Below are 24,491 nucleotides of genomic sequence, written 5' to 3' on the forward strand. Positions count from 1 at the left end.
TGAGAGGCAATCCCGCCGCGCTGCGCCCAAGCTTGCTTCCCCTCCCCGAATCCGAGGCCTCGATCAGGCCCCATTCCCATTACAGGAGCAATGCTCATGCAACGTCGCCATTTCCTCTGGACTCCGCCCGCACTCGCCCTGGGCGCTGCTGCCGGCCCGGCAATGGCTGCACCCGCCATCATCAGCAGCCAGTCGCCCATCCTGCCGCGCCAGGGCAAGGGTCCACGCATCGTGATCTGCGGCGGCGGCTGGGGCGGCCTCACGGCGGCACGCTATCTGCGCGAGCTGATTCCCGCTTCCGACGTCGTGCTGCTGGAGCGCAATCCGACCTTCTGGTCCGGCCCGATGAGCAACAAGTGGCTGGTGGACATCGTTGGCACGGACTTCGTGAACCGCGACATGCTGCACCCGGCCAACAAATACGGCTACACGCTGCTGCAGACCGAGGTCACGGGCTTCGAGCGCGACAAAAAGCTGGTGCGCACGGCCCATGGCCTGATCGAGTACGACTTCCTGATTCTCTCGGGCGGCATTCGCAACGATTACGAGGCCTGGTTCGGCAACGACCAGCGCGCCATCGAGTACACGCGCACCCACTTTCCCAACGCCTACATCCCCAACCAGGAAATGCTCTCGCTCAAGAGCAAGGTCAAGAACTTCAAGGGCGGCACGCTGGTGATGACGCTGCCGCCTCCGCCGCATCGCTGCCCGCCCTCGCCCTATGAGCGCGCCTGCCTGATCGCCTGGCATATCAAGAAGAACAAGATTCCCGGCAAGATCCTGATTCTCGACCCCAAGCCCAAGATCGCACCTATCGGCGTGGGCTACAAGCAGGCTTTCGAGGAGCTGTACGCAGACATCATCACCCATGTGCCCAATGCCAGCGTCAAGGAAGTGGACCCCTTCAACAAGCAGATCAAGACCGCAGCAGGCGACTTCAAGTTTGACGATGCCATCCTCATGCCGCCCCACCAGGCCGCAGACATGGTCTGGAAGGCCGATCTGATCGGCAAGGATGCGGCCACCGGCAAGCCCACGGGCTGGGCCGATATGCACAACCGCCTGTTCCATGCCAGAAGTGACGACCGCGTGTATTTTGTCGGCGATCTGATGGGCGCGATCTCGCCCCAGTTCGGCCACTACCCCAAGAGCGGCCATGTGGCCAACTACATCGGCAAGATCGTCGCCCGGAACATTGCAGAGCGCGTGGCCGGCAAGGAGGTCGTGGCCCGGCTGCCCGACAACCTCTGCTACATGATGGTCAACGGCGACCCTCAGGAGGAAATTTCGGTGAAGTTCGAATACGAGGTGGACGCCAGCGGCCAGGTCAACCAGACCCAGATCGACATGGATGTGCGCACCTCCGATCTGGTCAAGGAGGACTTTGCCTGGATCAACGGCAAGTTCGGAGATTTCCTGGGGGTCTAGCCATTCTCCCTGAGCCGCCGATGCGGCTTCCCCCTGCCGGATGACGCCCTCCCTCGGCTCTGGCCTGAAGCTGGTGCGAGTTTTAAAGTTCTGTTGATTGGATTGAAGAAAAGCAATGTTCAAGCACACCTCCCGCAGAAGTCTGGTGCTGGGCGCGGCGGCAGCCGGCGCCAGCCTGGCCCTGCCCGCCTCTGCTCTCGCCCAGGCCAAGACTCCGTTGGTCGGCCCGCTGGCCCCCAACCCGGCCGAGTTCAGGAAAATCATGGAGCAATTCACGGGCAGCAAGCCCGGCCTGGCCGAAGGCCTGCAGCTGGAGCTGCCCGTGCTGGCCGACAACCCCAGCGCCGTTCCCGTCAAGGTCAAGGTGACGCTGCCCATCACCGAGCAGGACTGGTGCGAGGAGATCATCGTGCTGGCCGAACTCAACCCCTCGCCGTTGGCCTGCCGCATGCAGTTCACGGCTGCGGCCGGAGCGGCCGAGGCGGCGGTGCGCATACGCCTGTCCCAGTCGCAGACCGTTCATGCCCTGGCACGCATGAAAAGCGGCAAGATACTGGTCGCCAAACAGGCGACGACCGTGGCCGCCAGCGGCTGCGGCATGTGAATCTGTAAACACCCCCTGAGTCGCTGCGCTCCCTCCCCCTCTGTTGTGCCACGCTTTGCGTGGCCGAGGGGGACACCGCCCGCGCGGCAGGGCGGCCTTTGCGCGGCGGTTGCTGGCCCAGGCCCACTTCTGGTATGGGGCGTAGCTGCATCCACATTCACGATAGATGCCTGAACTGAAAGGAATTTTGATGAATAAACCACCCCGCGTCTGGGTCAGCAATGCCAACCCCAAGAAAGGCGAAGTGCTGCGCGTGCGCGCGCAGATGGAACATGTCATGGAAAGCGGTCTGCGCACCGACCCGGCCACGGGCAAGGTGCGTCCGCGCAATATCGTGAGCCGTTTCGAAGCCCGGCTGGGCAACGCCTTGCTGTTCAGCTGGGAGCCCGGCATCTCGATTGCCCAGAACCCCTATATCGAGTTCACCTTTGTGGCCCGGGAAAGCGGCGAGCTGCAGATGCAGTGGAAGGATGAGCAGGGTCAGACACTGAGTGCGCAGAAGACGATCAGCGTCGCCTGATGGCGAGACACATGAAAAAGCCCCGCCCCGGTGCAAACCGGGCGGGGCTTTTTCATGGATGACAGACCTCAGTTGCCCTGATAGCGGCCGGGACGATGGCTGATCCACAGGAACATGCTCATGATCACCGTCGCCAGCACCGAGTACGCCACGCGCTCCAGCGGCACGATGGCCAGCGCCAGCAGCACCACGCTGCAATCGATCATCATCTGCACCTTGCCGGCGCGAATGCCGTAGCGGTCCTGCAGATAGAGCGAGACGATGGTGGCCCCGCCCAGACTGGAGCGATGCCGTGCCAGGAACAGGCAACCCGATCCCATGAGCAAGCCGCCAGCCACGGCCGCATAGAGCGGATTCAGGTAGTCGATATGGATGAAGCGCGGGCCCACATCGGCCATCAGTGCCAGCATGGCGACCGAGACAAAGGTCTTGACCGTGAACTCCGCGCCCATCCGCTTCCAGGCAAACCAGTAGAACGGCAGATTGATGACAAAGAAGACGGCACCGAAAGGCAGCCCCGTCACGTAGTGCAGCAAAAAGGCCACGCCCGCCGTGCTGCCCGTGAGCAGTCCCGCCTGCGCAAACAGCATCATGGTGATGGAGACAAACAGCGAGCCCGTGAACAGGGCCTGCGCGTCCTCGAAGCGGCCATGGCGCAGGCCCGAAGTGGCCGGTGCAGCAGCAGCGGGAGCATCCATGCGGCCGGCCAGAGCGGAGCTGGCCGAAGAAGATAGCGGTGTGGACATGTCGGGTAAGACAGCAAGATTGATGCCCATGATCTCGATAAAGACCGGGGCGTGCCGATGCGGATAACACCGGGAAACCCCTTAATTTTACGGATGGACTCATGCTGTATGCACATGATTTGCTGCAACGCAACAAATCCCGAAGGGGAATTTCGGAAGCACCTCCATCAAGAATTTCGAGCTTTTTGGCCTCCATCGCTTACGGTTAAAGCACTACAAGCTATCAATTCAGAAGCGATACAGCGCACCCGTCACCAACGTATGCGTGCAGGCTTGCCTCTCAGATGCAAAAAAGCCCTGACTGCACCATCGCAGGCAGGGCTTTGAGCAGATCCGGCCGCTTTGCGGCCGCTCAGCCGCGCGACTCGTCGGGCAGACGTTCGCGGTTGAGCGTGCGCAGCACCCGGCCATCGGAGCCAAAGGTCACCGTGAACTGCATCTCGCGCGTGGGCGGATCGATGTAGTTCCAGTCCCAGTCGGTTTCCTGCTTGAGCTGGTAAGTCATCATCTTGGCAGGCTTGCCCAGCATGCGGCGCACCTCGTTTTCCTCCATGCCGGGCACGATCCTCGCAAACACATGCGGAGCCAGCACCTGGCGCAGCGCACTCATCTTGCCATCCGCGCCTATGGTGATCATGTAGTTCTTGGCACCGGCCGGCTGGCGGTTGTACTCCAAGGTGCGCGAGCCATCCTGTTCGTTCCAGATGCGTTCGGGCTCGCCAAACTTCGCTCGCACATCGGCCTCGGTGGACAGACCTTCCTCCAGCTCCTTGATCTTCTGCTCGTCGCAACCCAGCAGCGCCAGGGTGCTGATTGCAGCTGCCGCCAGGGCCGCCGTCATACGCGAAAAAATATTCATGGACTTGAATCACAATGCTTGCCAGACAGAATGCGAATTCTGACAGCAAGCCATCCGCGCACGCGCGCCACTTTTGCAAACGCTTGTCAAAACGGAGCCATCCCTCGTGAGCACAACCCTTGAGCAACTGTTTTCCCAATTCACCAACGCCGCGCAGGCGGCGCGGGATCAGCAGGACAAATGGCTGATCATCGACCCCGTCTACGAACACCTGGAGACACTGCAGGAAGCTGCACTGGAGCAGGTTCTGCCGCATATCCTGACACTGATCGAAACCTATCCCGAGCTGGACTATGGCGGCCCTGGCCCGTTCGGCAGCCTGATCGAGGAACACCCCATGGCCACCTACACCCCGGCCTTGCTGGCGTCGCTGGAGCGTCAACCCAGTGTGCAGGTGATGGGCTGGCTGGACCGCACCATGCGCGTGGACGAGGACTTCCAGCGCAATGACCCGAACCCGGTCGGAGCTGCCGAATTTGCCGCCGTGCTGCGCAAGATCGTCGATTCGCCCCTGGCCTCGGACGACTGCAAGGAGTTCGCGCAGATCTGTCTCAAGGACCTGAAATAGCCCGCAGCGGGCCTGCCGTCCGCGACGGGCTAAAATCCGCTGTTCTGAGAGGTTTTACACATATGTCTTTCTTCCGTCGCCCCGACTACCGTTCCGACACCACCAACTTCATCAACGACCTGAAGCAGCAAAAGCCCGAGCTGGACAAGCAGCAGCAAGCCGGTCGCGCCCTGCTGTGGGACAAGGACGTGAACTATGAGGTCTGGGAAGATCTGCGCGCCGGCCGCGTGGAACAACAGCCCTACGTGTACCAGACCAACCACTCCTGATCTTTTCGATGAAATCAGCCTCAAGCGCTTACTCGTCAAGCGCGCTCAGCTCTGCAATCCATAGCAGACCATGAGCGAGGCTGAAGAACAGACCCTGTTGCCGGGCCAGAACCCGGACGCCCCTGACCCGTCGCCTTCGGTCGTCGATCAGGTAGCTCTGGCACGCCTGTACGGCGAGCCGCTGTTTGCGCTGCCCCAGGATCTCTATATCCCGCCCGATGCGCTGGAAGTCTTTCTCGAAGCCTTTGAAGGCCCGCTGGACTTGCTGCTCTATCTGATCCGCAAGCAGAACTTCAACATCCTCGACATCCCCATGCTGGACGTGACGCGCCAGTACATGACCTATGTGGACGAGGTGCGCAGCCGCAATCTGGAGCTGGCAGCCGAATATCTGCTGATGGCGGCCATGCTCATCGAGATCAAGTCGCGCATGCTGCTGCCGCCCAAGAAGCAGGAGGACGGCGAGGAAGCCGAGGACCCGCGCGCCGAGCTGGTGCGCCGCCTGCTCGAATACGAGCAGATGAAGCTGGCCGCCCAGCAGTTGGGGCAGCTGCCCACCTACGGACGCGACTTTCTCAAGGCCACGGTCTATATCGAGCAAAGCCTGCAACCGCGCTTTCCGGATGTGGAAATCGGCGAGCTGCAAGCGGCCTGGCGCGACATCCTCAAGCGTGCCAAGCTGGTGCAAAGCCACAAGATCACGCGCGAAGAGCTATCGGTGCGCGAATACATGAGCCAGATCCTCAAGCAGCTGCAGGGCCAGCGTTTCGTGGAGTTCGAGCGCATCTTCAATCCGGAAAAAGGCTCGACCGTGCTGGTCGTGACCTTTATCGCCATGCTGGAGCTGGCCAAGGAAACGCTGATCGAAATCACCCAGGCGGAAGCCTACGCACCGATCTATGTGCGCCTGGCCTATACCCCGGTGTGAGGCCTGCGACCGCCTGCAAGGCAAGCGCCTTGTAACCCTATGGCCCACCAGAAGTTCAGCAAGGGCTTACATTCGCATCCCGGGCTGCAGCACGCCAGCCTCCTGTTCCACCGCGCCTTGACGCGACACATACGACATGACATACAGCGTCAAAGAAATTTTCTACACCTTGCAGGGCGAAGGCGGCCAGGCCGGCACGCCCGCCGTGTTCTGCCGCTTTGCGGGCTGCAATCTGTGGACGGGCCGTGAGCAGGACAGGCCCAATGCCATCTGCCAGTTCTGCGACACCGATTTTGTCGGCACCGACGGCACCCTGGGCGGCAAGTTCGCCACCGCCGATGCGCTGGCCGAGCGCATTCTGAGCCAGTGGCCTGCCGACGACAGCCTGCACCGCATGGTGGTACTGACGGGCGGCGAGCCTTTGCTGCAGGTCGATGAGGCCCTGATCGCCGCCCTGCATGCGCGCGGTTTTCGTATTTCGGTGGAAAGCAACGGCACGGTGGCCGCACCCGAGGGCATAGACTGGCTGTGCATCAGCCCCAAGGCCGGCGCCGACTGGATTCAGCGCAGCGGCCAGGAACTCAAGCTGGTCTGGCCTCAGCCCACATTCGATCTGGCGGCCATTGAAGCCAGCACCGATTTCCAGCACTATTTTCTGCAGCCCATGGACAACGCCCAGCAGAGCGGCAATATTACCGCCTGTATCGAGCAATGCATGCAACGCCCCGGCTGGCGCCTGAGCCTGCAAACCCACAAGCTCACTGGAATTAGATGACCCCCCTGAGTCGCTTTGCGCCTTCCCCCCAGGGGGACGACGGCCTTTGCTGCGGGGCGGCCCTTGCTGGCCGTCCGCCATGGGGTCCGTTCCCAGCTCAAAGGCCGAAGGCAATGCTCAGCGTCACCGATCACTGATATGCAGTTCACCGTTCACCAGCGTTTTTTCTTCGATGCCGCCCATACCCTGGAGCGCGCTATCGAGACCGAGAGCAGCCGCCGCATTCACGGCCATACTTACTGGGCGGAAGTCAGCGTGACCGGCCCGCGCAATCCGGACAACGGCATGGTCATCGACCTCGGCCACCTGCGCGCGCGCCTGGAGCTGCTGCGCGATCAGCTAGACCATCACTTTCTCGATGAAGTGCCGGGCCTGGGCAAGCCCACGCTGGAAAACCTCTGTCTCTTCATCGCCAGCGCGCTGGCCGACCTTGAGCCTGCGCCCAGCCGCATCCGCGTCTGGCGCGACAGCATCGGCGACGGCTGCGTGCTCGATCTGTCCTGAGGACAGGCGCACAGCTGCAACAAAAAAAGGCCCCGCTATTGCGGGGCCAGCTTGCTGAGAGTCAGACGGCTTTCCCACCAGGAGGCCTAACTCGGCAAGATCATCAGGCAGCGGAGTGCGGCAGCCGCCGCAGCTCTTTGCTGCCCATGCTCTTAGAAATTGTGGCGCAGGCCGATTTCGTAACCCGTCAGGCTCTTGCCCACAGCGGGTGTAGGGCTCAGCGACGAACCCAGCTTGCGGGAAGCCTTGTCGTCGTTGCTCATGCGTGCCACGGCCGCATAGATTTCGGTGCGCTTGGACAGCTTGTAGCCATAGCCCAGAGCCAGACGCTGGGAGTCCGCATCGCTTTGCTTCTTGTCCTTGTACCAGGTATAGGCGGCGCGCAGTTCGCCGGCGCCCAGAGGCATTTTCACGCCCAGGCTGTACAGATCGACACGCTTGCCGTTGCCGCGATCGGACGCGATCAGCAGCATGGGAGTGACAACACCGAAGTTGTAGGAAGCACCCAGATTCATGGTCTTGTAGTCCACGCCAGCGGCAGCCGTGCCGCCACGTGCGATGCCGTAGGCTGCAGCAACGTTCAGGGGACCGTTGGCATAGCCCAGACGCAGGCCAGTGGAGCTGGCCAGGCTGTGGTCGTCGGCCTGCTCGCCAAAGCTGTGGGTCAGCTGACCATAGACGCCGCCCAGCTTGGGCAGCAGATAGCTGATGGCGTTGGAGTTGCGCTTGGGGTTGGAGCCTTCGGAGGTGCCTGCAGCCGAGCCGCTGATCAGGTTATGGCCGTTGATGGCGCCCATGCCGGTGTCACCGAAGGCATGGAAGGTTTCCAGGTTCTGGTAGGCGGGGGTCTTGTCACGACCCAGGCGCACTTCACCGAAGTTGCCCAGCAGGCTGACGGTGGAGCGGCGATCGAACTTGAAGCCGGAAGCCGTGCCGTCGTCCACGCTGAGGCTGCCTTCCAGCCAGAAATCGGCCTTCAGGCCGCCGCCCAGATCTTCCACACCGCGGAAGCCCAGACGGCTGCTGGAGTTGCCACCGTTGGCCAGACCGGAAACGCTTTTGCCGGTCGTGGAGATGTGGGCCACCGACACGTCGGCCACGCCAAAGACGGAAACGCTGGATTGAGCCAGGGCGCCGGCGGAGACGGTCAGGGCGGCAAGGGCGAGAAGAGTTCGTTTCATGCTGTTCACTGTGTTTGTAGAAATGAGAAAGCCCATGCAGTACGGCTACGGCCTGCCTTGGACGGGCCCCGTCTGGGACTGAAGTCATTAAACAAAGTGAAAATGAAACATTAGTTACAACCCTTAAATTCTCAACAAAACAACAACCACAACGACAATCGTCACATCGTCCTACATCAGCGACCGGCAGAGCTTTCACCGCAGGGATGCGCAGACGCCGCATTTCCCTGTCAATGCCCTCAATGAACTACATGGGTTTTACCGATCGCATTTAGACTTGCGTGATTTTTCGCAAGCACAGGCCTGCCCCATTTCAGCAACGCGCAAAGCGCCCCAGAGAGACAAACATGTTCCGCACCCTGCTCAAATCCAAGATCCACCGCGTCAAGACCACGCAATGCGAGCTGCACTACGAAGGCTCCTGTGCCATCGACGAGGATCTGCTGGATGCCGCCAACATTGCTGAGAACGAACAAGTCCATATCTGGAATATCGACAACGGCGAGCGCTTTGTGACCTACGCCATCAAGGGCGAGCGCGGCACGGGCATGATTTCCGTCAACGGTTCGGCCGCTCGCCGGGCCAGCGTGGGCGACCTGCTCATCATTGCCGCCTTCGCCCAGGTTCATGAGAGCGATGTGGCCGAGCACCAGCCGCAGCTGGTCTTTGTGGACGACAGCAACAAACAGGTCGAGCTGCGCCACAAAGTGCCCACCCAGATGCTGTAAAAACGGCTTTTGCCTCCAAAATCGAGCGAGAGAACTCCATGCCTCATCTGCATATTGAATACACCGACAACCTGACCGGCCTGAACGAACGCGAACTGATGCGCGACATCAACGCCGTGGTCTGCTCCCACCCTACCGTTCTCGATGAAGCCGATGTCAAGGCCCGCATTGCCCGCCTGAACCTGGACCATGTCTATATCGGTACCCAGCCCGAGAACCGTGGCTTCGTCCATGTGCACCTGCAGCTGATGGCCGGTCGCAGCACCGAAGCCAAGAAGCAGATGTCGGACGGCATTGCCGAAGTCCTGCGTCGTCTGGTGCCCCAGCCTGCCGATGTGATGGTGCAGCTGAGCGTGGACGTGTCCGATATGGACAAGGCCACCTACTTCAAGGGTCGCCTGTAAGCCCTCGGCCACACAAGCCAGAGCGCCCGCAGCCATGCTTGCGGGCGTTTTTGTTTCAGGGACCTTGGTTTGAGATAAAAATCGACTCAACCACTTACCCAAAAAGAGCAAGCAGCTCCTGAATCATGAGCAAACCCGAGCCTCGCCCCCGCTGCCCCCGCTGTCACCGGGCGCTGCGCACCTGCGTCTGCGCGCTGGCCAGGCCGGTCGCGCACCAGGTCGAAGTGCTGATCCTCATGCACCCCATGGAAGTGCACGAAGCCAAGGGCACCGGGCATCTGCTGCATCTGTGCCTGCCACACAGCCGGGTCATGGTGGGCGAGGAATTCGATGCCGCCGAGCTGGAAGCGGCGCTGCATGGCCGATCGGCCAGCTGGGCCGATACCGATGGTGCGCCCCGCCACAGCCTGCTGCTCTACCCCGATACAGCAGACCAGGATGCCGCCCTGGGGCTGGCTGCGGCCGCCCCCCTGCCTCTGCCCTGGCCGCAGCCGCCAGAGCGTCTGCGGCTGGTGATCATCGACGGCACCTGGCGCAAAAGCCGCAAGATGCTCTATCTCAATCCCGCACTGCAGGCCCTGCCGCGCCTGCCCCTGCTCGGCGTGGAGGACTCCGGATACGCCATCCGCAAGGCCCATCTGCCCGGACAGCTCTCCAGCTTCGAGGCTGCGGCCCTGGCCCTGGCACAGCTGCAGAAGCGGCCCCAGGATGCGACGGTCCATGCAGTGCTGCAGGAAGTCTTCAGTCAGTTTGTGGCGCAGCAGCTGCAGCTGCGCCAATGCAATCAGGCGCCCCCAAGGGGCGCCTGAGATTCAGCGGTCAACCCGTTTTCCGGCTCAGCGGTTATTGGCCACCTGCTCGGACACATCGGCGGACTTGGCGGGATCGGTCACCACCAGAGCGGGCCCGTTGCGCTCACTCTTGCCGCGCTTGCGCTCTGCCGAGCCATCGTCGGCGCTCAGGCTGTCGCGGGTGTTTTTCTGCACGGCAATCGCACCGAACAGGGCCAGCGCAAAAGCCATGGCATAGAAACCTTTTTCGCTGAGCTGCAATGTGGCATTGAAGAGACCTGTGCCCAGCAGCAGCACCGCGATGATCAGCGCCACCCAGCTGATGCCGTAGTAGATGCCGGTCACGGAAACACCCTCGAGCTTGTCGCGCACGGTTTTCTGCAGCGAAATGGCCGAGTAAAGACCCAGCACCAGCACGGCAAAGTAAAAGCCTTTCTCGTTGAGCTGCATGGCTGCATTCCACAGGCCAGCCATGAAAGCGACGACGCCCAGCAGCAAGGCGGCCCAGGATGCGCCGACAAAAGCGGAGGAAGGCTTGTGGCTGGTGATGGCTTGGGAGTTCATGAGCGGGTCTCGGAAGTTGTGGTGAACGGATAGTAGAAAATCCGCTCGCTCAAGCCAAGTCCTTCTTCACAAGGTATCGCAAAATGATACCCAAAGAGCTGTTTTGCTCGTCAGCTACAGCATCGTCTGAACCGGTCCGACCGCGCAGGCGCTAATCCTCGTCCTCGACTTCATCTCCATCCATGGCGGCATTGAGCTCTTCCTGGACATGGGGCGGCATGCCGTCTTCCCAGCCATGCTCGTCGACATAGGCATAGATATCGGGTTGCTCTCCGGGCACGGCCAGCAGCATGATGGCCGGAATCTGCCATTTGGCCTCATCGCCCTTGACGGCTTCGCTGGTCCAGTCATAGCCCGGGTGTTTTTCATTGCCCGTGGGCGAGGCCAGATCGTTGGCCGGATCCCAGCCGATGGTGGCGGGAGCCAGATTGCCCTGCTCGAAGCGCTGGCTCAGCGCCTGTATGCGGGCCCAGCCCGCGCGGTTGATGCCGGGCACCTTGTCCTGCGAGGCATAGTGCTGGAAGTAGCCCGGCTGCTGATACCAGTACAGCGCCTTGGCAACGGCGGGCTCCAGCTTGGGATGCTTGCTGATCCAGTCGGGCAAGGCGCTGCCGTTGTCGTAGTTCATGGTGGTGACCACGGCCAGCCATTGCAGTGGTGTCGCAGTGGCCAGGAATTCCTTCATCAGGTCCAGGTACAAGGCATCAAAGTCGTCGTCATCCATGGCTGAGACTCCTCCAGGTTGCTTACGTCCGCACAATAACAAACCACCCCTAGGTGATCAAACGAGCATCCAGCCAGCCGCGCAGGCTATTGATGAAGGCCCAGCCGCCGGCATGACGCGCCTGCTCCAGCGTCACCACCTGCTCCGTCAGCCGTCCCTGCGACAAGGCCAGCGCCCGCCCCACGCCCGGAAGCAAGCCGCATTGCAGCGGCGGCGTGACCCAGCGCCCATCGAGCTGCACGGCAATATTGCCGCGCGTGCCTTCGGTGATCTGGCCGTCCTCGTTGAAAAGTACGATATCGAAAATGCCGGTGCTCTGGGGTCTGAAAGCGTCGTAATGCTGACGTACCGAGGTTTTGAAACGCACCACATCGCTGTACGCCACCGCATTGGCGATGGGCCGATGCGCCAGCTGCAACGCGACGGGCTGAGCAGTCGGCGGCAGGGGCTCGGCCGTGATCTGCATCTCACCCGTGGCCGAAAGCGCCAGCCGCACGCGCCAGTCGCCCATGGAATGCGTCTGACTGGCTATGCGCTCCATATCGGACTCCAGCTGCATCTGCATCAGCGGATAGCGAAAATGCTGCGCCGTGATCTGCAAACGGGCCCAGTGCAAAGCCCAGTTCTGCCAGCGGCCATCCTTGAGAGCCAGGGTTTCGAGGATTTCAAGATTCGTGTTCATACGCCGACGCCTTGTTCAAGCACCTTCAGAAAAGCCTGCTTGTGTTGCCATTCCATCCATTCATCGGCCGCATTGGCGCTGGCCGTGATGCCGCTGCCTATGCCGCAGCTCAGACGCCCATTCTTGAGCACCACGGTGCGAATGGGAACATTGAAGCTGGCATGAATACGCCTCGGCCCGGCCCCCGGCCGCACCACGCCCAGAGCGCCGCAGTAGACGCCTCGGGGCTCGGGCTCCAGCTCGCGAATCAGACGCATGGCCTGACGCTTGGGCGCCCCGGTGATCGAGCCGCAGGGAAACAGGGCTGCGAACACATCCACCAACCGCACATCCGGGCGCGTGCGAGCCACCACATCCGAAGTCATCTGCCAGACGGCCGGCAGCGCCTGGACCTGAAACAGCTGCGGCACTTTCACGCTGTGCGGCACCGCAATGCGTGACAGATCGTTGCGCAGCAAATCCACGATCATCACGTTCTCGGCCCGCTCCTTGACCGACTCGCGCATGGTTTGTGCAGCCTGTGCATCGGCTTGCGGGGTCTTGCCACGCGCCGCGGTGCCCTTCATGGGGCGGGTCAGAATCCGCTCGCCATCCCAGTCGAAAAATAGCTCGGGTGACAGCGACAGCACCTGTATGTCGCCGCTGTCGACCAACGCCGCATAGCCGCCGGGCTGGGCCTGCTGCAGCCTTGCGAACAGCGCCTGGGCCAGTGCGCCGGCATCGCCATGCTGCAGCGCCCCAAGCTCGGCAGTCAGGGGGGCCGTGTAATTGATCTGATAGCAGTCGCCCGCCGCAATCGCCGCATGGATGCGTGCCACATGGGCATCGAACTGCGCGCGGCTGAGCGCTGTCTGCCAATGCACCGCTGCGGTCTGCTGCGGCCGGGGCGGCACATCCATCGCCAGCGGCGCGCGATGCAGGCCGAACCAGGCCAGCGGCTGACCCGATGGGGAGCCATGTACAGCATCTGCATAGGCACGGTCAAAAGCTGCGGCCGCCTCGTAGGCCAGCCAACCCACGCACCACAGGCCTTGCTCGGCAGCCTGCTGCACGGCCTCCAGCACGGCAGGCACGTCCTCGGGGCGATGCGCTTGCAAGACTTGCTCGGGAACGCCAAAGCCATGCTGCAGACGGGCTGCTCCAGCCTGCCAGGGAGCGGTGAAATCAAGAATGGTTTTCAAGTCAGATCACCTGCAAGCGCACTGTCGACATGCGCGGAATGCTATCAAACTTGCTATATCCATCCGCCCGGCATTGCCGGCATAAAAAAACGCGCTGAAGGAATCCCTCAGCGCGCATCCACCAATGGGCCACCTCTGTCGGATGGCTAAGAGAGAACTCTGTTACTTGCCGCCCAGTTGCGACTGGTACTTGGTCACGGCAGCCGTGTAAGCAGGGCTGGCCAGCAGGCGCTGGTATTCGGCATAGGCCTTGTGGTATTCAGCGCTGAACTCGGTCTCGACATAGGCTGCGGGCGTGGGCATGTAGCCCAGGCCGGCTCGCTGGTACATCTCGAGGTCGGCCATCACTTCGGCACGGCTTTTGCTGGAGGTTACGGGAGTTTGGGGGAGGTCTTGAGCCATGGCCGCAGCGGCGCTGGCGGTCAGCACGGCGGCGGTCAAGATACGGGTAAGGGAACGCATTTTTCAATCCTTTCAACGGCGCAGCAGCGGAAAGAGGACCTGTCTCGCTGCTGTATGGCTGAACTATGCTCCCGGTCCCGCAGGCCGTCTGTGCGTTTTCTCACGCAAAAACTCATTCCACATTGCGGAAAATCAATGTGCTTCCTCGAGCAGAAGCCGCAGACCATCCACACGACAAAGACGCAGATTGCGTCCCTCGCGCCTGAGCAAGCCCAGGCGCGTGAGCCGCGACATCTCGCGTGCGACCTCTTCGCGGCTGGTGCCCAGCATCAGGGCCAGATCGTTCTGGCGCGGAGCCGGCGACAGCAGTGCCTCGTCGTTCTCGACTCCCGCCATCTCGGCACGCTCCAGCAACTGGGCATGCAGACGGCCGCGCACCGTGAGGGTTCCCAGGCTGACCACGCGCCGCGCCAGCACCCCTGCCAGTTCGCTGAGCCGCTGGACCACGGCCCGCATGACCAGAACATCGCTCATGATCAGCGTCTCAAGCTCGGCATTCGATAGCGATGCAACCAGGCTCTCATGCGTGGCCTGCACCTGCACGGAGACATGACGCACCGGTGGCTGCGGCGCGAACGCGCCAAAAAAGAAACCAGGCTCCAGATAACCCAGAATCATGGCCCGCCCGCTGGCGCTGTAGCTGCCGACACTGAGCTGGCCGCTGATCAGCATGTACATGCGTTGATCGGTATAGGCGCCGTGCAGCACCTGTCCCGCCTCCAGCCGGTGCCACAGGCATTGCCCCGCCAGCACCGACAGCCTCTCGTCGGACAGCGACTCCAGCCAGCTCACGCTGCGCAGACCCTGCCAGGCCACGGCTGACACAGGCGCTGAAACCGACGGCTGCAGGGACTCGAGCATGGACATGAACAACCTTGTGCAAAAAGAAATGGAAGGCCGGAAAGCGCTGGGCCATGCGAAGCTGAGCCCACAGCATAGTAAGGCGGACGACAGCAGCCATACCCTGTTTTAACGTGGCGCTGCAGCGCAGCATCGCATAGACTCGCGGGCAAATTTGCCTGCAGGCTTTTTCTGCGGGGCCAGGCCATAGACATATCAGGAGACAGCTCATGACCGCTACCGGCACGCCTTACGGCACCATCCCCCCCTCTTCACCCCAGCCCCAGCGCCGCCCCGTCAGCCTGCCGCGACTGACCCAGATGCGCGCTGCCGGTGAAAAAATCACCATGCTGACCGCCTACGACGCGACGTTTGCCGCCGTGGCCGACGCGGCCGGTGTGGAGTGCATTCTGGTCGGCGACTCGCTGGGCATGGTCTGCCAGGGACTGCACAGCACCGTGGGAGTGACGCTTCAGGATATGGCCTATCACACGGCCAGCGTCACGCGTGGCCTGCACCGCGCCCAGGCCACGGCCTGGGTGATTGCCGACATGCCCTTCGGCAGCTATGCCGAAAGTCCCGAGCAGGCCATGCGCAGCGCCTGCCAGCTGATGCAGGCCGGTGCCCATATGGTCAAGCTCGAAGGCGGCGGCTGGACGGCTCCCACCGTGCGCTTTCTCGTCGACCGCGGCGTGCCCGTCTGCGCCCACCTGGGACTGACGCCGCAGACCGTGCATGCACTGGGCGGCTATCGCGTACAGGGCAAGGACGAGCAGGCAGCGGCCACGCTGCGCCAGCATGCGCTGGAGCTGCAGGACGCCGGAGCCTCCATGCTGGTGCTGGAGATGGTGCCCGCAACCCTCTCCGCCCAGCTGACCGAGGAACTGCCGCTGTGCCACACCATCGGCATTGGCGCGGGCAATGGCACGGCCGGCCAGGTTCTGGTGCTGCATGACATGCTGGGCGTGAATCTGGGCAAGATGGCCAAGTTCGTGCACAACTTCATGGCCGATGCAGGCAGCGTCAAGGGCGCCATGGAAGCCTATGTGCAAGCGGTCAAGAATGGCAGCTTCCCTGACAATGCGCTGCACGCCTGGTGAACCCGGGCCTTTGTTTTCGTTTTCCCCCACTGTTCGAGTCATGCAAATCGTTCACACCATCGCCGACCTGCGCGCCGCTCTGGCCGGTCGCGGTCGCCCTGCTTTCGTACCCACCATGGGCAATCTGCACGAAGGCCATCTCTGCCTCGTGCGCCAGGCCCGCCAGCACGGCGATGTGACCGTGGCCAGCATCTTCGTGAACCGCCTGCAGTTTCTGCCTCACGAAGACTTCGACAGCTACCCGCGCACCTTCGATGCCGACTGCGCCAAGCTGGAAGCCGAAGGCTGCGACATCGTCTTCGCCCCCAGGGAGAAAGACCTCTACCCCGAGCCGCAGACCTTCAAGGTCCAGCCCGATGCGCAGCTGGCCGACATCCTGGAAGGCCACTTCCGCCCCGGTTTCTTCACCGGCGTCTGCACCGTGGTCATGAAGCTGTTCCAGGCCGTGTTTGCCACCACGGGCGGCGGCACGGCCGTTTTCGGACAGAAGGACTATCAGCAGCTGATGGTGATCCGCCGCATGGTGCAGCAGTTCGCCCTGCCCATAGAGATCATCGGCTGCGCGACGGCACGCGCCGACAGCGGCCTGGCCCTGAGCTCGCGCAACGGCTACCTCAGCGATGAACAGCGCGTGCAGGCCATGGCGCTGTCCCGGGCGCTCAAGGCCCTGGCCGATGCTGCGCGCCAGGGTGGCAATCTGGCCGATCTCGAAGCGCAGGCCATGGCCGCGCTGCGCGCCAAGGGCTGGGAGCCCGACTATCTGAGCGTGCGCCAGCGCAGCGATCTGCAGACACCTGCCGATGCGCGCAGCGGCGAGCTGGTGGCCCTGGGCGCGGCACGCCTGGGCAGCACCCGACTCATAGACAATCTGGAGTTCTAGGATTGCGCATCCCTCTTAGGCGCCGGGCAAGGGCATGCTGCCCCTTGCCCGGCGCCTCTGATTCAGGCCGCGCCGGTGTCCAGCGTCAAGAACGATACAGAGGCAAGGAGCGCCATCAGCACTGGTAGGAGTCCACCGACGATTGACTGGGCAGAGCCTGCAGCGCAAGCCCCCGCCCCTTGAGCCGGCAAAACAGGCCGTCGCCCATTTCCAGCTCCAGCACAAAACCCGCATCGCTGGCAAAAGGCAGGGGCAGACGGTGCAGGCGCTGCCCGGCGACATGCAGCTGCGCTTGCCGGACACGGCCCAAGGCGGCCAGGATTGGATCCAAATCAGCCTCCAGCGCTTCGTCAGTCTGCGCAATGTGCTTGCATATCAATAGCAACGGCTGCCACAGCCCCTCGCCGGTTCCGACTCGCTCACCGTCATGCACACGGGCGGCGGAAAAGCGGATCTGCAACGCTCCATCCTGCAGGCTGATCGCGGCGACCTCGGAATCTTCAAACTCGAAATTCATGCGTCCAAGCATAGCGCTCTGGCACCTTGGCAACAGCGGCCGGGTTCGCCGCCGCGCATACTGTCGGCCACCCCATACACCGCCATGAAAGAGGACGCCAATGAGCGAGAAACTGTATCTGGATGATCTGTACGTAGGCCAGAAGTTCGTCAGCGACGGCTATCCGCTGGATGAGGCGCAAATCATTGCCTATGCCAGGCAGTTCGACCCCCAGGTCTTTCACCTCGACCCCGAAGCTGCCAAGCACACCTTCTTCCAGGGCCTGGCCGCCAGCGGCTGGCATACAGCCTCCATCAGCATGCTGCTGCTGACGCAAAGCATTCCCCTGGCCGACGGCGTGATCGGCGGCGGCATGGAAGAGCTGGCCTGGCCCCAGCCCACGCGCCCCGGCGACGTGCTGCAGGTGGAGTCCGAAATCGTGGAGATCATTCCCTCCCAGTCCAAACCCAACCGGGCCCTGGTGCGCGTGCTCTCCCACACCAGGAACCAGCGCGGCGAGGTGCTGCAGCGCTTCAGGCCCAAGATGGTGTGCTTCAAGCGCCCGGCCTGACCCTCAGGCAGCAAAAGTCCTGGGCACTGCTTAATATCGCCCACCGGCGCTGTCTGCTTTGCATGGGCAGCGCCTCACTTGCTGCTGCGATATGAATCCCCATTTTTCCCTGAGCCGATGGCGCGCCGAATGGGCGCCCAGCGTTCCGCGTGAGCTGCTGGCCGGCGCCGTCGCCACGTTTGCGCTGATTCCCGAGGTCATTGCCTTTTCCTTTGTCGCGGGCGTGGACCCGGCCGTGGGGCTGTACGCCTCCTTCATCATCAGCATCGTGATTGCCGTGTTCGGCGCACGCCCGGCCATGGTCTCGGCAGCGGCCGGCTCGGTGGCCCTGGTGGCAGCTCCGCTGGTCGCCTCGCATGGTCTGCAGTATCTGCTGGCCGCAGGCCTGCTGGCCGGCGCCATGCAGATCGCTTTCGGCCTGTGCAAGATGGGCAGCCTGGTGCGCTTTGTCTCCAGCTCGGTGCGCACGGGCTTTGTCAATGCACTGGCCATTCTGATCTTTTCTGCCCAGCTGCCGCATCTGCATGGCGCCAACACCGCCACCTGGGCCATGCTGGCCCTGGGCCTGGCCCTGATCTACGGCCTGCCCTGGCTGGGACAGAGGCTGCAGCTCAAGGCGCTGGGCGCCATTCCCTCACCACTGATCTGCGTGCTGGTGCTGACCCTGCTGGGCAGCCTCATGGGTCTGCCGCTCAAGACCGTGGCCGATCTGGGCCATCTGCCGGACAGCCTGCCGCTGTTCGCCCTGCCCGAAATCCCCGCAAGCCTGGAGACGCTGCGCATCATCGCCCTGCCGGCCCTGGCGATTGCCATGGTGGGCCTGCTGGAGTCCGTGCTCACGGCGGCCGTGGTGGATGACCTGACGGGCACGCCCAGCAACAAGAGCCGCGAATGCACGGGCCTGGGCCTGGCCAATGTCTCGGCCAGCCTGTTCGGCGGCATTGCGGGCTGCGGCATGATAGGCCAGGCCGTGGGCAATGTGAAATACGGCGGCCGCGGCCGCCTGTCCACCCTGTTTGCCGGGGTGTTTCTGCTGATTCTGATGGTCGCCCTCAAGCCCTGGGTGTCCCGGGTGCCGGTGATTGCTCTGGTGGCCATCATGGTCATGGTGTCGGTCTCTACCTTCGACTGGAAGTCGCTGGGCAATCTGGTGCGCCACCCGCGCCTGTCCAGCTCGGTGATGCTGGTGACGGTGATCATCACCATCGCCACCCACAATCTGGCCGCCGGCGTGGTGGCCGGCGTGCTGCTCTCGGGCGTGTTCTTCACCTTCAAGGTGGCCAATATGCTGCAGGTCCGGGGCAGCCTGAACGAGGCTGGCGATCTCTATACCTGGACGGTGAGCGGCCAGGTGTTTTTTGCCTCTGCCGATGCGCTGATCGAGGCCTTCGACGTGCGTGCCGTGGCTGGCAAGCAGGCCCGCATCGATGTCAGCGGCGCGCATTTCTGGGACATCACCGCCGTGGGCGCGCTGGACAAGGTCATGGAGCGTCTGCGCCAGCATGGCTGCCGCGTGGAGCTCAAGGGGCTGGATGACGCCAGTCAGCGGCTGATCGAGCGCATCCGGGTCTAGCTTGCCTATTTCAGGCGGGTCTGCGACAGGCGCTTGGCATTGGCCACGGCCTTGCGGCGAATCGGCGCCAGGCTCCTGGCCGCCACCTTGTCGGCGGCCACGGGCAGCTTCTGGCCCATGGTCCAGGGGTTGCGCATCCAGGCCAGACACAGCTGCTGCTGCACCTTGAACATCTCGGCCCCCATGGTCAGCCAGGCCTGGCTGAAGGCCACCTGCTTTTCCACCACCATGCGGGTGAACTCCTTCTGATCGCGCGCAGAAAGTACCGGGCCGCTGAGCGCCATGCGCGTGAGCCGGTGGTTGATGACCTGAGGTGCAGCCATGCTGATGTCCAGCAGTTCGCTGGCTGTGCGATGGGGAATGGCGGACTCAGGCATATGTAACTCCTTGGGTGCAGATGTTTATTGTGCACTGCAACATAGAAGTTTGCGCAAGCTCACTTTCGATAGCCCTATCGGCAACTTCAGGGCCTGCCATCCAGCAGGCTGAGTGCCTCCTGCTCCAGCGCCGCGATCAGCCAGGACAGGCCTGCATCCGCGGGCCGGTGCAGCGGCAGCAGCATATGCACCTGAAACGCTATCGAGAACGCCAGCGGCCGCACCACCAACTGCGGGCCCGCGCAGGCCCGCGCCGTCAGCGGGTTGACGATGGCCAGACCCAGCCCCTGCTGCACCATGGCGCAGACGGCGACGGCACTGGCGGTCTCCAGACTCAGCCGGCGCTGCACGCCGGCGCGGGCAAACACCGCATCGATCTGGGCCCGGTAGGGGTCGTCGCGCGCCAGGCTGATGAAGGATTCGCCTTCAAAGTCCCGCTCGCTCAGCAGCGCCTTCTGCGCCAGTGGGTGGTTGGCAGGCAGCACGGCCACTTCATCCATGGCAGGCAAGGGCTGGCTGCGCGTGCCCGGAGGTGCATCGGCCAGCTCGGACAGGCCCAGATCGAAGCGCTGGGCCGCCATCCACTCCTGCAGCAGCGGTGCCTCCTGGGTGCTCACGCTCACGGCCACCGCGCCGTGACGGGACTGCAGACGCGCCAGCGCGCCCGGCAGCAAGGCATGACTGAGTGCCGGCAGGCACAGCACGCTGATGCTCGCACCTTGCGGGCGCCCCAGCTCCACGGCGCGGTCGATCACGCGCTCCAGGCCCTGCCAGCTGCGCCGCACCTCGTCCCAGAGCAGCAAGGCACGTGCATTGGCACGCAGCCGGCCCTGCACACGCTCGAACAGCGCATAGCCCAGCAGTTGCTCCATGCGCGCCAGCTCGCGGCTCACCGTGGGCTGGGAGGTATAGAGCAGCTGCGCCGCGCCGGTGACGCTGCCGGCCGTCATGACGGCACGGAACACCTCGATATGGCGGTGGGTGATGCGCTGTGAAGCTTCTGAATCGGTCATGTGCAGAGCATATCAATATTGAATGATCTTCATAAATCAAGCTATTGGACTGAATAGATACCCCCGTGCATGATGCGCGGAACTATTCCCTTTCAAGAGACCGCCATGGCAAACCCCTTCTCTCCTGCACAGCTCTGGAACCTGGCCGACCAGTACGGCACGCCGCTGTGGGTGTATGACGCCGCCACCATCCGCGAGCGCATTGCCCAGCTCAAGGCTTTCGACACCGTGCGCTTTGCCCAGAAGGCCTGCTCCAACATCCACATCCTCAAGCTCATGCGCGAGCAGGGCGTGAAGGTGGATGCGGTCTCGCGCGGCGAAGTCCTGCGTGCGCTGGCAGCGGGCTTCACGCCCGGCTTTGGCGAGCCTGCCGACATCGTCTTCACGGCCGATGTGATGGACGAGGCCACGCTGGCCACCGTGGTGGAGCACAAGGTGCCCGTGAACGCCGGCTCCATCGACATGCTGCACCAGCTGGCCGCCGTGTCCAGGGGCCACCATGTCTGGCTGCGCATCAACCCCGGCTTCGGCCACGGTCACAGCAACAAGACCAACACCGGCGGCGAGCACAGCAAGCACGGCATCTGGCACAGCGAACTCGAAGCGGCGCTGCAAGCCATCAAGACCGGCGGCCTGGTGCTGGCCGGCCTGCACATGCATATCGGCTCGGGCGTGGACTACGGCCATCTGCAGGAAGTCTGCGGCGCCATGGTCAAGCTGGTCGAGCGCACCAAGGCAGCTGGCGTCGATCTGCACGCCATCAGTGCCGGCGGCGGCCTGTCCATCCCCTATCGTGCTGGCGATGCCACCATCGACACCGACCACTACCATGGCCTGTGGGATGCGGCGCGCCAGCAGGCCGAGGCCATCGTCGGCCACAAGCTGGGCCTGGAGCTCGAGCCCGGCCGCTTCCTGGTGGCCGAGTCCGGCGTGCTGCTGGGCACCGTGCGCGCCACCAAGAATGCGGGCAGCAATCACTTCGTGCTGGTCGATACCGGCTTCAACGAGCTGATGCGCCCCAGCATGTACGGCAGCTACCACGGCATGGAAGTGCTGCGCCGCGACGGCCAGAGCCTGCCCGCGCAGGACAGCGTGGTGGCTGGCCCGCTGTGCGAATCGGGCGATGTCTTCACCCAGGGCGACGGCGGCGTGGTGCTGCCGCGCTCGCTGGCCGGCGCCAGCGTGGGCGACCTGCTGGTGATCCACGACACGGGTGCCTACGGCAGCTCCATGTCCAGCAACTACAACACCCGCCCACTGGCCGCCGAAGTGCTGGTCGATGGCGCACAGAGCCAGCTGATTCGCCGTCGCCAGACGGTGGAAGAACTGCTGGCCCTGGAGATTGGTTTGTAATTCCCCCTGAGCCGCTTGCCTGGGCGGCCCCGCGCCTTCCCCTGGCCGGGCGCCCCTCTCGCCGGGCGCCCTTCTCTCTACGCGCTGCGCGCTAAGGGAGGGGGACGACAGCATCGCTGGGGCAGCCCTAGCTGCGGGGCGGTGCGGCCGGCTAGGCCCTTGCTTGCTGCCTGTCTCTTGCGTCACGCCCCATGATTGAGTTCACGCCATGAATTCAATAGCAGCTAGCGCTTAGTTATCAGGGGCTTCAGGCCAAAATCACCTGAAATCTTTTCTCTCGGCACCGCCCAGTGCCCGGTAAGTTCGTCCATGTCACAGCACTCCGCCCCCTCGGTCCATCGCCATACGCTGACGGGCATCGGCTTCACGGTGCTGGCCTGCGCCTGTTTTTCGATACTCGATACGGGCTCCAAATATGCGGGCGCCCTGCTGCCGCTGCTGATGGCTCTGTGGCTGCGCTATGCGCTGCAGTCGGTGCTGACCGTGGGCTTCGGAGTGGCAAGACACGGGCTGGAGATTTTTCACACCCGGCGCCCGGGCTTTCAGTTTCTGCGCGCCATTCTGTTTTGCCTGAGCAATGCGCTGGCCATGCTCAGCCTGCGCTATCTGCCGCTGGCGGAGTTCACGGCCATCGTGGCGCTGACGCCGCTGGCCCTGACCCTGCTGGCAGCGCTCTGGCTGGGCCAGCAGGTCAGCCCCTTGCGCTGGGTGCTGGTGGCGCTGGGCCTTGCGGGCACGCTGGTCATCCTGCGGCCGGGCGGCGGCCAGTTCAGCGGCTGGGCCCTGGTCTGGCCTGCGCTGCAGTTGCTGGCCAACACGGCCTATCAGATCCTGAGCAGCCGCATGGCGGGCAAGGAGCGCCCGCTGACCACGCAGATCTACACCAGCCTGCTGGCCCTGAGCCTGACCTGCATGACCCTGCCCTGGGTCTGGCAACTGCCGGATAGCGCCGCACTCTGGCTGGCCGCGATTGCCATGGGCGCAGGCAGCGCCGTGGGACATCTGATGCTGCTCAAGGCCTATGAAAAAGCCGAGCCTGCGACCATCACGCCGTTTCTCTACAGCCAGATTCCCTGCGCGCTGCTGGCAGGCTGGCTGGTCTATGGCCATATCCCCGACCAATGGGCCGTGCTGGGGATGGTCGTCATTGCGCTGTGCGGGGCAGCGAGTGCCTGGCTCAGCATCAGAGAGGCGAAGTAGCGCGCCTGGATTCGCCGGTCAGCGCCATAAAAAATAATAGCTGCCACCGCCTTTATTCATTGATTTTCAGATAGAAAAGTATCTGAAATCCATGAATATCAAGCGCTGACAGCTATCGTTTTATGGGCTTATTCGCCGCGCGGATCGCGCACCATCAGATGCTGCACGGCTTCGGTGACCGGTAGCTGGCCGTCCAGCAAGGCCACCACGGTTTCGGTGATGGGCATTTCCACGCCGACCTGGCGTGCCCGGGCGAGCACGGTGCGGGCGCTGTACACGCCCTCGGCCACATGGCCCAGCGATGTCACGGCCTGCTCCAGGCTCTTGCCTTCGGCCAGCAACAGGCCCACCTTGCGGTTGCGCGAGAGATCGCCGGTCGCAGTCAGCACCAGATCGCCGAGGCCGGACAGGCCCATGAAGGTTTCGGCGCGCGCGCCCAGGGCCACGCCCAGGCGCGTCATCTCGGCCAGGCCACGCGTGACAAGGGCCGCGCGCGCGTTCAGCCCCAGCTGCAGGCCGTCGCAAAGACCCGTGGCAATGGCCAGCACATTCTTGACGGCACCGCCCACTTCCACGCCCACGATGTCCTGATTGGCATAGACGCGCATGGCCTCGCCGTGAAAGGCCGACACCAGCAGCTCGCTCACGCCCTCATGGGCGCTGGCGGCCACCAGAGCCGTAGGCTGCTGGCGCGCCACCTCGGCCGCGAAGCTGGGGCCGCTGAGCGCACCGCTTTGCAGCTGCGGCGCGACCTGCTGGCAGACTTCATGCGCCATCAGCCCATAGCTGCCGGCAGGGGCATCGGCGGCCACGGCCTCGAAACCCTTGCACAGCCAGACCACGGGCCGGCGGCAATCCTTGAGCTGGCCCAGCCACTGGCGCAGCGCCGCCATGGGGGTGCCCAGCACAATCAGATCGGCATCCGCCACATGAGCCATTACATCGCCGCAGACCACCGTGAGCGCATCCGGAAAGCGGATGCCGGGCAGATAGCGGCTGTTGGCACGCTCGGCCTGCATGAGCTGCGCCTGCGCCGGATCCCGTGCCCAGAGGCTGACGCTACCCTGCTGCGGATGGGTGGCCGCGCTGATGGCCATGGCCGTACCCCAGGCGCCAGCGCCGATGACAAGAATTTTCATACCTGAATTTTGATAGCAGTTTGCGCACAAC

General features: G+C 63.4%; 30 protein-coding genes. 17 read left to right on the forward strand and 13 right to left on the reverse strand.

Annotated elements, in window-relative coordinates; all coding sequences use genetic code 11:
* Window positions 1-96 precede the first annotated feature (96 nt).
* From O987_RS22375 to soxZ, 3 genes are all read left to right on the forward strand, one after another.
* On the forward strand, window positions 97-1,428 hold the full coding sequence (locus O987_RS22375; protein ID WP_043376860.1) for an FAD/NAD(P)-binding oxidoreductase: 1,332 nt from the start codon (window positions 97-99) through the stop codon (window positions 1,426-1,428).
* 115 nt (window positions 1,429-1,543) lie between these two features.
* Complete coding sequence (locus tag O987_RS22380) at window positions 1,544-2,032, forward strand: thiosulfate oxidation carrier protein SoxY (protein ID WP_003051963.1); 489 nt, start codon at window positions 1,544-1,546, stop codon at window positions 2,030-2,032.
* Between the two features lie 190 nt (window positions 2,033-2,222).
* Window positions 2,223-2,552: a thiosulfate oxidation carrier complex protein SoxZ gene (soxZ, locus tag O987_RS22385; protein ID WP_034368893.1), complete on the forward strand. Its 330-nt coding sequence runs from the start codon at window positions 2,223-2,225 to the stop codon at window positions 2,550-2,552.
* A gap of 68 nt (window positions 2,553-2,620) precedes the next feature.
* On the opposite strand, the gene O987_RS22390 is transcribed toward soxZ, so the two are convergent.
* Together O987_RS22390 and O987_RS22395 are read right to left on the reverse strand one after the other, a co-directional pair.
* On the reverse strand, window positions 2,621-3,328 hold the full coding sequence (locus tag O987_RS22390) for a YitT family protein (RefSeq protein ID WP_043374883.1): 708 nt from the start codon (window positions 3,326-3,328) through the stop codon (window positions 2,621-2,623).
* 322 nt (window positions 3,329-3,650) lie between these two features.
* On the reverse strand, window positions 3,651-4,157 hold the full coding sequence (locus O987_RS22395; protein WP_003051956.1) for a hypothetical protein: 507 nt from the start codon (window positions 4,155-4,157) through the stop codon (window positions 3,651-3,653).
* Between the two features lie 106 nt (window positions 4,158-4,263).
* Here O987_RS22395 and O987_RS22400 point away from each other — a divergent pair, with 106 nt between their 5' ends.
* The 5 genes from O987_RS22400 (at window position 4,264) to O987_RS22420 (ending at window position 7,201) form a co-directional block, all read left to right on the forward strand.
* On the forward strand, window positions 4,264-4,725 hold the full coding sequence (locus O987_RS22400; protein ID WP_043374885.1) for a hypothetical protein: 462 nt from the start codon (window positions 4,264-4,266) through the stop codon (window positions 4,723-4,725).
* Between the two features lie 62 nt (window positions 4,726-4,787).
* Window positions 4,788-4,994 (forward strand): DUF3460 family protein, encoded by a 207-nt coding sequence (locus O987_RS22405; protein WP_003051953.1) that lies wholly within the window; start codon window positions 4,788-4,790, stop codon window positions 4,992-4,994.
* A gap of 70 nt (window positions 4,995-5,064) precedes the next feature.
* Window positions 5,065-5,922: a segregation and condensation protein A gene (locus tag O987_RS22410; RefSeq protein WP_003051948.1), complete on the forward strand. Its 858-nt coding sequence runs from the start codon at window positions 5,065-5,067 to the stop codon at window positions 5,920-5,922.
* Between the two features lie 136 nt (window positions 5,923-6,058).
* A complete protein-coding gene (gene queE, locus O987_RS22415; protein WP_003051947.1) occupies window positions 6,059-6,697 on the forward strand; it encodes a 7-carboxy-7-deazaguanine synthase in 639 nt (212 codons plus the stop codon).
* A 138-nt stretch (window positions 6,698-6,835) separates the two neighbouring features.
* Entirely contained in the window at window positions 6,836-7,201 is a 366-nt protein-coding gene (locus O987_RS22420; RefSeq protein WP_003051945.1) for a 6-pyruvoyl trahydropterin synthase family protein, read from the forward strand.
* A 152-nt stretch (window positions 7,202-7,353) separates the two neighbouring features.
* Here the strand turns inward: O987_RS22420 and O987_RS22425 are convergent, their stop codons facing one another.
* On the reverse strand, window positions 7,354-8,382 hold the full coding sequence (locus O987_RS22425; RefSeq protein WP_034400183.1) for a porin: 1,029 nt from the start codon (window positions 8,380-8,382) through the stop codon (window positions 7,354-7,356).
* Between the two features lie 347 nt (window positions 8,383-8,729).
* Here O987_RS22425 and panD point away from each other — a divergent pair, with 347 nt between their 5' ends.
* The 3 genes from panD to O987_RS22440 all read left to right on the forward strand — a co-directional run bounded on the left by panD (window position 8,730) and on the right by O987_RS22440 (window position 10,323).
* Window positions 8,730-9,110 (forward strand): aspartate 1-decarboxylase, encoded by a 381-nt coding sequence (panD, locus tag O987_RS22430; protein WP_003051941.1) that lies wholly within the window; start codon window positions 8,730-8,732, stop codon window positions 9,108-9,110.
* Between the two features lie 38 nt (window positions 9,111-9,148).
* Window positions 9,149-9,514, forward strand: coding sequence for a 5-carboxymethyl-2-hydroxymuconate Delta-isomerase (locus tag O987_RS22435; protein WP_003051939.1), 366 nt, complete (start codon window positions 9,149-9,151; stop codon window positions 9,512-9,514).
* 125 nt (window positions 9,515-9,639) lie between these two features.
* Complete coding sequence (locus O987_RS22440; RefSeq protein WP_003051937.1) at window positions 9,640-10,323, forward strand: tRNA-uridine aminocarboxypropyltransferase; 684 nt, start codon at window positions 9,640-9,642, stop codon at window positions 10,321-10,323.
* 27 nt (window positions 10,324-10,350) lie between these two features.
* Here the strand turns inward: O987_RS22440 and yiaA are convergent, their stop codons facing one another.
* The 6 genes from yiaA to O987_RS22470 all read right to left on the reverse strand — a co-directional run bounded on the left by yiaA (window position 10,351) and on the right by O987_RS22470 (window position 14,785).
* On the reverse strand, window positions 10,351-10,869 hold the full coding sequence (gene yiaA, locus O987_RS22445) for an inner membrane protein YiaA (RefSeq protein WP_003051934.1): 519 nt from the start codon (window positions 10,867-10,869) through the stop codon (window positions 10,351-10,353).
* A 151-nt stretch (window positions 10,870-11,020) separates the two neighbouring features.
* Window positions 11,021-11,593: a DUF4274 domain-containing protein gene (locus O987_RS22450; RefSeq protein WP_003051932.1), complete on the reverse strand. Its 573-nt coding sequence runs from the start codon at window positions 11,591-11,593 to the stop codon at window positions 11,021-11,023.
* Window positions 11,594-11,642: 49 nt separating this feature from the next.
* Entirely contained in the window at window positions 11,643-12,275 is a 633-nt protein-coding gene (locus O987_RS22455) for an aminotransferase class IV (protein WP_003051930.1), read from the reverse strand.
* Entirely contained in the window at window positions 12,272-13,456 is a 1,185-nt protein-coding gene (pabB, locus tag O987_RS22460) for an aminodeoxychorismate synthase component I (RefSeq protein WP_003051928.1), read from the reverse strand. Before pabB ends, O987_RS22455 begins: the two co-directional genes overlap by 4 nt.
* A 162-nt stretch (window positions 13,457-13,618) precedes the next feature.
* On the reverse strand, window positions 13,619-13,918 hold the full coding sequence (locus O987_RS22465) for a DUF4148 domain-containing protein (protein ID WP_003051926.1): 300 nt from the start codon (window positions 13,916-13,918) through the stop codon (window positions 13,619-13,621).
* Between the two features lie 132 nt (window positions 13,919-14,050).
* Window positions 14,051-14,785, reverse strand: coding sequence for a Crp/Fnr family transcriptional regulator (locus O987_RS22470; RefSeq protein WP_003051924.1), 735 nt, complete (start codon window positions 14,783-14,785; stop codon window positions 14,051-14,053).
* Between the two features lie 203 nt (window positions 14,786-14,988).
* Between O987_RS22470 and panB the strand changes: the two genes are divergently transcribed.
* Window positions 14,989-15,858, forward strand: a complete 870-nt coding sequence (gene panB, locus O987_RS22475) for a 3-methyl-2-oxobutanoate hydroxymethyltransferase (protein ID WP_043374887.1) — start codon at window positions 14,989-14,991, stop codon at window positions 15,856-15,858.
* Window positions 15,859-15,898: 40 nt separating this feature from the next.
* Window positions 15,899-16,738 (forward strand): pantoate--beta-alanine ligase, encoded by an 840-nt coding sequence (gene panC, locus O987_RS22480; RefSeq protein WP_003051920.1) that lies wholly within the window; start codon window positions 15,899-15,901, stop codon window positions 16,736-16,738.
* Window positions 16,739-16,853: 115 nt separating this feature from the next.
* Here panC and O987_RS22485 read toward each other — a convergent pair whose 3' ends face one another.
* Window positions 16,854-17,255: a hypothetical protein gene (locus tag O987_RS22485; protein ID WP_043374890.1), complete on the reverse strand. Its 402-nt coding sequence runs from the start codon at window positions 17,253-17,255 to the stop codon at window positions 16,854-16,856.
* 100 nt (window positions 17,256-17,355) lie between these two features.
* On the opposite strand from O987_RS22485, the gene O987_RS22490 reads away from it, so the two are divergent.
* A complete protein-coding gene (locus tag O987_RS22490; protein ID WP_043374892.1) occupies window positions 17,356-17,805 on the forward strand; it encodes a MaoC family dehydratase in 450 nt (149 codons plus the stop codon).
* A 91-nt stretch (window positions 17,806-17,896) separates the two neighbouring features.
* The gene (locus tag O987_RS22495) at window positions 17,897-19,378 is read left to right on the forward strand and encodes a SulP family inorganic anion transporter (protein ID WP_043374895.1); all 1,482 of its coding nucleotides are present in this window, start codon (window positions 17,897-17,899) and stop codon (window positions 19,376-19,378) included.
* A gap of 5 nt (window positions 19,379-19,383) precedes the next feature.
* On the opposite strand, the gene O987_RS22500 is transcribed toward O987_RS22495, so the two are convergent.
* Window positions 19,384-19,755: a polyhydroxyalkanoate granule-associated phasin gene (locus tag O987_RS22500; protein WP_003051911.1), complete on the reverse strand. Its 372-nt coding sequence runs from the start codon at window positions 19,753-19,755 to the stop codon at window positions 19,384-19,386.
* 86 nt (window positions 19,756-19,841) lie between these two features.
* Window positions 19,842-20,768, reverse strand: coding sequence for a LysR family transcriptional regulator (locus tag O987_RS22505; RefSeq protein WP_043374897.1), 927 nt, complete (start codon window positions 20,766-20,768; stop codon window positions 19,842-19,844).
* Between the two features lie 105 nt (window positions 20,769-20,873).
* Here O987_RS22505 and lysA point away from each other — a divergent pair, with 105 nt between their 5' ends.
* Window positions 20,874-22,121 (forward strand): diaminopimelate decarboxylase, encoded by a 1,248-nt coding sequence (gene lysA, locus O987_RS22510; RefSeq protein ID WP_034400885.1) that lies wholly within the window; start codon window positions 20,874-20,876, stop codon window positions 22,119-22,121.
* A 309-nt stretch (window positions 22,122-22,430) separates the two neighbouring features.
* Window positions 22,431-23,321, forward strand: a complete 891-nt coding sequence (locus tag O987_RS22515; protein ID WP_043374900.1) for a DMT family transporter — start codon at window positions 22,431-22,433, stop codon at window positions 23,319-23,321.
* A 128-nt stretch (window positions 23,322-23,449) separates the two neighbouring features.
* On the opposite strand, the gene O987_RS22520 is transcribed toward O987_RS22515, so the two are convergent.
* Complete coding sequence (locus tag O987_RS22520) at window positions 23,450-24,460, reverse strand: NAD(P)H-dependent glycerol-3-phosphate dehydrogenase (protein WP_043374902.1); 1,011 nt, start codon at window positions 24,458-24,460, stop codon at window positions 23,450-23,452.
* Window positions 24,461-24,491 lie beyond the last annotated feature (31 nt).

This window comes from Comamonas testosteroni TK102, from assembly GCF_000739375.1.
GTDB classification, from domain to species: domain Bacteria; phylum Pseudomonadota; class Gammaproteobacteria; order Burkholderiales; family Burkholderiaceae_C; genus Comamonas; species Comamonas brasiliensis.